This is a genomic window from Bradyrhizobium sp. URHD0069 (assembly GCF_000701345.1).
Taxonomy (GTDB): domain Bacteria; phylum Pseudomonadota; class Alphaproteobacteria; order Rhizobiales; family Xanthobacteraceae; genus Bradyrhizobium.
In genome coordinates, this window is sequence record NZ_JNIJ01000025.1 from 93,346 (window position 1) to 99,345 (window position 6,000).

Genomic DNA, 6,000 nt, shown 5'->3' on the forward strand with positions numbered 1-6,000 from the left:
CTTCGCATTTGTGCCACGAAGAGACTCATGCATCGCAGCAATTACCGGTCCTGCAACCGCGCAGCGTAGGAAGCATTAGCAGGTTATGTGCACCGCAGTGCCGCCGCCCGGCCTCGACGAAGGTCGAATTAATCTGCCGCCGTTTCCGTTCATGCTATGATTTTCGGGTGCTATTATGCTCCCGCCCAACGGGAGGCCATGGATCGCCTTGCGAATCCGCGAACCTTCTGACGGTGACGAGGAAACGCACATTCGTGCTCGAGCTCTGAGGACGATTCCCGATCTTCGGGAAAAGATGCGCTGACCTTTCGATGGGTTCAGGCATGTACGAGAGCATATCATCGCCTTTTATCCGCTACCCGATCGGAACGTCGCTCCTGATGGCCGGCGTCCTGTTCGTCGGGCTCGTCGCCTATCCGCTGCTGCCGGTCGCGCCGCTGCCGCAGGTTGACTTCCCGACCATCCAGGTCTCCGCCAGCCTGCCGGGGGGCAGCCCCGAGACCATGGCGTCCTCGGTGGCGCAGCCGCTGGAGCGCCAGCTCGCGCAAATTCCCGGCGTCGCGCAAATGACCTCGACGAGTTCGTTCGGCTCGACCGCGATCACCCTGCAGTTCGAGCTGAACCGGAGCATTGATGGTGCGGCAAATGACGTCCAGGGGGCGATCAACGCCGCGAGCGGACAACTGCCCAAGAACCTGCCGTCGCCGCCGATCTATCGCAAGGTCAACCCGGCCGACTCGCCGATCCTCATATTGTCGGCGACTTCGGATACCCTGCCGCTGATCACCGTAAGCGACCGCACCGATGCGCAGCTTGCGCAGCAGATCAGCCAGATCTCGGGCGTTGCGCAGGTATTCATCGGCGGCCAGCAGAAGCCGGCGATCCGCATCCAGGTCAATCCCTCGAAGCTGGTGGCCAAGGGGCTCGCGCTGGAAGACGTCCGCGGCCAGATCGCAATTGCGACCGTCGACAGTCCAAAGGGCAATATCGACGGCGCAAAGCGGGCTTACACAATCTATGCCAACGATCAGCTGACGGATGCCAAGGACTGGAACGACGTGATCATCGCCTATCGCAACGGCGCTCCTTTGCGGATCGGCGACATCGGTAAGGCCGTCGCTGGGCCAGAGGACATGAAGACGGCCGCCTGGGCTGACGGCAAGCGCGGCGTGTTTCTCGTCATCTTCAAACAGCCCGGCGCCAACGTCATCAAGACCGTCGACCGGATCAAGGCGCAGCTTCCGCGGCTGATTGCCGCCATTCCGCCCGCGATCAAGATCAAGATCATGAGCGACCGCACCGTCACCATTCGGGCGGCGATCGAGGAGGTGCAGATCACGCTTCTGATCACCATCGCGCTGGTGGTCATAGTGATCTTTGTCTTCCTGCGCAGCTTTTGGGCAACTTTCATACCGAGCGTGACGGTGCCACTGTCCTTGCTCGGGGCCTGCTCGCTGATGTGGGCCTTCGGCTACACGCTCGACAATCTGTCGCTGATGGCGCTGACGATTGCCGTAGGCTTCGTGGTCGACGACGCCATCGTGATGCTCGAAAACATCACCCGCTATGTCGAGCAGGGGGAGAGGCCGCTGGCGGCGGCGTTCAGGGGCGCCAGCGAAATCGGCTTCACCATCATCTCGATCAGCGTTTCGCTGGTAGCGGTGTTGATCCCGCTGCTCTTGATGGGCGGCATCATCGGCCGCCTGTTCCGCGAATTTGCGGTGACGCTGGCGATGGCGATCTTCGTCTCAATGGCGGTGTCGCTGACGCTCACGCCGATGATGGCGTCGCGTTTCATGCGCGCCCACAGCGAGGTGAAGCACGGCCGCTTTTACCAGTGGAGCGAGCGAATGTTCGAGCGCCTCCTCCGTGCCTATGAGCGCGGGCTCGATCTCGCGCTCCGCTTCGGCCTGACCACGCTCTGTGTCTTCTTTGCGACGGTGGCGCTGTCGGTGTATTTGTTCGTGATTATTCCGAAGGGCTTTTTCCCGCAGCAGGACAACGGGATGATCACCGCGGTTTCGGAGATGGCGCAGGACATCTCCTTTGCCGAGATGAAGCGCCGCCAGGAGGAACTCAGCCATATCGTGCAGGCCGATCCCGCCGTTGATTCCATCGCCATGTTCATCGGCGGCGGCGGCACCGCGCTCAACTCCGGGCGCATGTACATCAGCTTGAAGCCGCGCGAAGAACGCGACGTGGATGCGCAAGCGATCATCGCCCGGCTGCGGCCGAAGCTCGAGATGGTCGAGGGCGCCCGCCTCTATATGCAGGCGTCGCAGGACCTGCGGATGGGCGGCCGCGCCACGCGCACGCAATTTGAATACACGCTGCAGGACGCCAATCTCGCCGAGCTCAATGAATGGGCGCCGAAGATCCTGGCGAGAATGCGGGAGCTGCCGCAGTTGCGCGACGTCGCCACCGACCAGCAGACGGAAGGCACGACGCTTCAGCTCACGATCGATCGCGAGACCGCCTCGCGCTACGGCATCCAGCCGCAATTGATCGACGATACGCTGTACGATGCGTTCGGCCAGCGCCAGGTCACGCAGTATTTTACCCAGGTCAACAGCTATCACGTGATCCTGGAGATCCTGCCCGAGCAGCAGGGCCGGCTCGACACGCTGGACAAGATCTATATCAGGTCCCCAACGACGGGGGAGCAGGTCCCGCTGTCGGTGTTCTGCAAATGGACGAACGTGCCGGTGCGCCCGCTGGCGATTGCTCATCAAGGCCAGTTTCCGGCGATCACGATCAGCTTCAACCTCGCCGAAGGCGTGGCGCTCGGCCAGGCGACCGATGCCATCCAGCGCGCGGAGGCCGATATGCGCGCGCCTGCGACGCTGAGCTCGAGCTTTCAGGGTACCGCGCAGGCGTTCGAGCAGTCGCTCAGCAGCGTGCCGCTGCTGATCCTCGCGGCGCTGGTCGTGGTCTATCTGATCCTGGGCGTGCTCTATGAAAGCTATATCCACCCGCTCACCATTCTCTCCACCTTGCCTTCGGCCGGTGTTGGCGCGCTTGCGATCCTGATGGCGTTTGGCTTCGATTTCAGCCTGATCGGCCTGATCGGCATCATTCTCTTGATCGGCATCGTGAAGAAGAACGGCATCATGATGGTCGATTTCGCGCTCGCCGCCGAGCGCGACGAGCATCTCTCGCCGAAAGAGTCGATCCGGAAAGCGGCGCTGTTGCGCTTTCGTCCGATCATGATGACCACCATGGCGGCTTTGCTCGGCGGCGTACCGCTGATGCTGGGCACCGGCACCGGATCGGAGATCCGCCAGCCGCTCGGCTACGCCATGGTCGGCGGTCTCTTCGTCAGCCAGGCGCTGACATTGTTTACGACGCCGGTGGTGTATCTTTATCTCGACCGGTTTTCGAACGCGCTTTCGTTCTGGACGACGACCGGCAAGCGAGGCGACCGCACCACCAAAAAAGAATCACTGAAGGACGCAGCGGAATGATAAAGTCTCGTGGATGTCCCGTCGGGCCGTAGGGCGGATTCAGCCGAAGCCCCAAGATCAACTTAGGACATCGGGGCTTAAACAAATACGGATACCATCGCGGCGAACCACAGCGCGTAGGGCGGATACAGCCGAGGGCGTAACCCGCCAATTCGGCGTCTTTAGCGGCGGATTGCGCAGACGCTAATCCGCCCTAGGTGCTACGCATCGTGGCTGGCGGGGTTGCTCCTGAAAGCTATGAGAGCGATGATCCGGGGCTGCAGGCTAATTAGATGCCATGTAAGGCAACTTGATCGTGCGAGGTGACGTCACGACGAGAGGCGACAAAGTGGAAGCCTAGCGATGTCGAAGCGTCCCAGTATGCCCAAGATGAGTGATCGATGTCTTCGGTAATGGTTGACAACCGACTTCTGCTCAGGGTCAAAAGCGACGGTTCGGCGATGCCTGCGTTGCTTCTGCTTTTCTCCCGATAGCCGACGTTAATCAGAAGGGTCGGCATGTCTCTAAGGTGCCGATTTTGTTGCAAAAGTACCAAAATGCCGAGCGACTAATTTTCCGCGAAAAGGCAAAACAAGCTGCGATCGCCGATCGATGTAGCCTCAAACGTGCCGCCGAAGTCGCCTGTGAGTTCGTCGCAGGATGCAGTAGTCCCCCACATTAATATTCGATCGCCGCGCCTATAGCCCGGAAAATTTTTGATCGGTGGTGCAAAAAGACTTTTGCAACAAAATCTGCCAAAAGCGGAACAAGCTGCATAGGAGGGACGTCATCGGCCTAGCCCGACGGTCACCCTTTCGAGGACGGCGAGCGCATCCGTTGTGCCGTCAGCTTCTCCCTTCTCAAAATCGTCTCCGCCCAGTCCCATAGTGTTCGTCACGTGCGCAAGACACAGGATTGGTACGCCGGCTATTTTGCCGAAAGTGTAGAGGGCGGATGCCTCCATCTCGAAGCAGAAGGTGTCCTCCGCGCGCGCGGCCGCGATGGCATCTTCGGTTTCGCGAAACGGTGCATCGGTCGTCCAGCTCGCACCCACAATGGAGCGTGGCCCCTCCGCCAAGGCCGAAGCGGCGCGTTGGACAAGCATCGGGTCGGCATCCGCATATCGGGTCGGGGCGGCGTAATGGTAGCTCGTTCCTTCGTCTCGCAATGCCCGGTCGATCACAACAAAGTAAGGGGTCGGTCCTGCGGGCTTGATCTGGCCTGCCGAGGTAAGGCTTATGAGGAGCTTGCAACCGGAGGCAAACAGCTCTTCAGCAACCAAGACGGCAAACGATGCCCCGACGACCCGGCCGACGATGCCCACGTCGCGCCCGGCGAGCGCGAATGTGTCCAGTTCCGTGTGGTAGCAGGCCCAAGGCTCGAAACGTCGGCCGAGGCCGCGCTCACGAAGCTGCCTGACGAGATCGCCGTCCGGGTCTAGGATGCAGACCTCCGGGACATCCTGCTGTGGCAGGCCGCGCTGTCGCCGCGCTTCACGCAGGAGCGCCGAGGGCGAGAACACTGAAGGGGTAGAGTAACGCTTGTGGTCGAGTATCGGCGGGATCAGCATGGAAGGGATCAGGCTTCATGACGATTTCAGGCCGGGCGGCCCATTGGCAGAATGTATACGAGAGCAAGGGCGAACGCGAGGTAAGCTGGTTCCAGGAGAGCCCGTCGCCTTCGCTCGAATTGATCGCATTGGCCGATGCAGAGCCTACCTCACCAATTGTTGACATCGGCGGTGGGGCGGCTCGGCTGGTCGATGCGTTGCTGACCGCCGGATATGCAGATCTGACCGTCCTTGATCTGTCCGACGCGGCGCTCGCGGCGTCGCGTGCACGGCTCGGTGCCGCTGGCGACGGCGTGGATTGGATCGTCGCCGATGTGACGACGTGGCAGCCAACGCGGAATTATGACATCTGGCACGACCGTGCAGCGTTCCATTTTCTCAACGCGCCGGAAGAACAAGCGGCCTATGTCGCGTGCGTCCGACGAGCCGTAAAAATTGGCGGCCATGTCATCATCGGCACATTCGCAATCGATGGTCCGGAGAAATGCAGCGGCTTGCCCGTGACACGTCACACCGCTGACAGCATCACCGCTCTGCTCGGCGTCGGCTTCACGTTGACGGATCATCGGCGCCATAAGCACGCGACGCCGTGGCAATCGGTACAGAATTTCCAGTTCAGCAGCTTCATCAGATCATGCTGAATTTCGCGCTGCAGCCCAACGTCTGCATTGGGTGGCGGGCTCAATTGGTCAGCGCAACACTCTAATCTTTTAGCAAAGATGGAGTGTGGGCATGAAACAGCGACGTCGCATTTATTACTCGACCGCTCAGCGGTCTGAGATCTGGGATCGCTGGCAGGCCGGCGAGCCGATGAGTTCGATCGGACGCCGATTTGACCGGGAGTCCTCGTCGGTCTTCTCTGTGATCTCGCCAACCGGTGGCATACGTCCTCCGGATCGGCACCGTGCCAAACAGGCGCTCGGCCTTTCTGAACGAGAGGAAATCTCTCGATGGCTCAGCATGCGCTGCTCGTTGCGGTCGATCGCG

3 protein-coding genes and 1 pseudogene are annotated in these 6,000 nt (G+C 60.9%); 3 read left to right on the plus strand and 1 reads right to left on the minus strand.

The window, feature by feature from the left end; genetic code table 11:
* Positions 1-323 precede the first annotated feature (323 nt).
* On the plus strand, positions 324-3,464 hold the full coding sequence (locus tag N554_RS0116800; RefSeq protein ID WP_029584528.1) for a multidrug efflux RND transporter permease subunit: 3,141 nt from the start codon (positions 324-326) through the stop codon (positions 3,462-3,464).
* Positions 3,465-4,230: 766 nt separating this feature from the next.
* Here N554_RS0116800 and N554_RS0116810 read toward each other — a convergent pair.
* Positions 4,231-5,013, minus strand: coding sequence for a nucleoside phosphorylase (locus tag N554_RS0116810; RefSeq protein ID WP_029584529.1), 783 nt, complete (start codon positions 5,011-5,013; stop codon positions 4,231-4,233).
* Between the two features lie 17 nt (positions 5,014-5,030).
* On the opposite strand from N554_RS0116810, the gene N554_RS0116815 reads away from it, so the two are divergent.
* A complete protein-coding gene (locus N554_RS0116815; RefSeq protein WP_029584530.1) occupies positions 5,031-5,654 on the plus strand; it encodes a class I SAM-dependent methyltransferase in 624 nt (207 codons plus the stop codon).
* 91 nt (positions 5,655-5,745) lie between these two features.
* Positions 5,746-6,000 (plus strand): annotated as a pseudogene (locus N554_RS41495) (IS30 family transposase); the annotation flags it as partial.

Bases quoted from the DNA above. Each gene is read 5' to 3' on its own strand.
- N554_RS0116800 (WP_029584528.1), top strand. From the start codon at position 324: ATGTACGAGAGCATATCATCGCCTTTTATCCGCTACCCGATCGGAACG.
- N554_RS0116810 (WP_029584529.1), bottom strand. From the start codon at position 5,013: ATGCTGATCCCGCCGATACTCGACCACAAGCGTTACTCTACCCCTTCA.
- N554_RS0116815 (WP_029584530.1), top strand. From the start codon at position 5,031: ATGACGATTTCAGGCCGGGCGGCCCATTGGCAGAATGTATACGAGAGC.